At 60.0% G+C, this 745-nt stretch carries 1 protein-coding gene; it reads right to left on the bottom strand.

The window, feature by feature from the left end; translation table 11 throughout:
• Positions 1-445 precede the first annotated feature (445 nt).
• The coding region (locus N5C88_RS31415; RefSeq protein WP_004153478.1) for a GNAT family N-acetyltransferase at positions 446-745 on the bottom strand (300 nt) is incomplete at its 5' end.

Here is a 745-nt window from a genome sequence, read left to right as displayed (position 1 = left end):
CACACGAGTATTGAGCATAGTCGAGATTGGTGCAGATCACTTCTGATATTGAACTGTCAGGAGCTGGCTGCACAACAGCCATTACGCCCAATCAACTGGTGCAGTCGTCTTCTGAAAATGACATTTGGTATCTCTCATAAACGGATGTTTTTGAGAGAACTATCTTCGGCCTTCACACGCACGAAAGGCGGCGAAGCTCCGCCGTTAATCCGTCCGCCGGAGATCTCGCCCAGGCAGGCTGAAGGCCGAGCAAGCCTGACAGGCCCGAAAAGCCCGGCACGGGCGTCGGCGGCGATGACGGCGGCGGCATTATCCAGGGTTGATGATGGAAGTGGAGGATATCGACAACCTCTCGCGCAACCAAGACATCGCGGTCGGACTGCAAGTGATCTTGAAGCCACGGGCCCGTCCCACCCCGACATGGACCTCGATGCCCGAACGGACGTTAGATTTCGAGTTCTAGGCGTTCTGCGATGAAGGTTGGATCCCAGCCGGGATTGAAAGTGTCGACGTGGGTGAATCCGAGCCGCTCGTATAGGCCACGCAGGTTCGGGTGGCAGTCGAGCCGCAGCTTGGCGCACCCCTGCGTTCGCGCGGCATGGCGGCAAGCCTCGATCAGCGCGGAGCTGACACCCCGGCCCGCATGTGTCCGTCGCACCGCGAGCTTGTGCAGATATGCGGCCTCCCCCTTGAGGGCGTCGGGCCAGAACTCGGGATCCTCGGCCGACAAGGTGCAACAGCCGAC

The sequence above is a fragment of the Achromobacter sp. GD03932 genome, from assembly GCF_029839485.1.
Classification (GTDB): Bacteria; Pseudomonadota; Gammaproteobacteria; order Burkholderiales; family Burkholderiaceae_B; genus Achromobacter; species Achromobacter bronchisepticus_A.
Note: the sequence above shows the minus strand (reverse complement) of the source record. Positions and strands in the feature narration are given on the sequence as shown.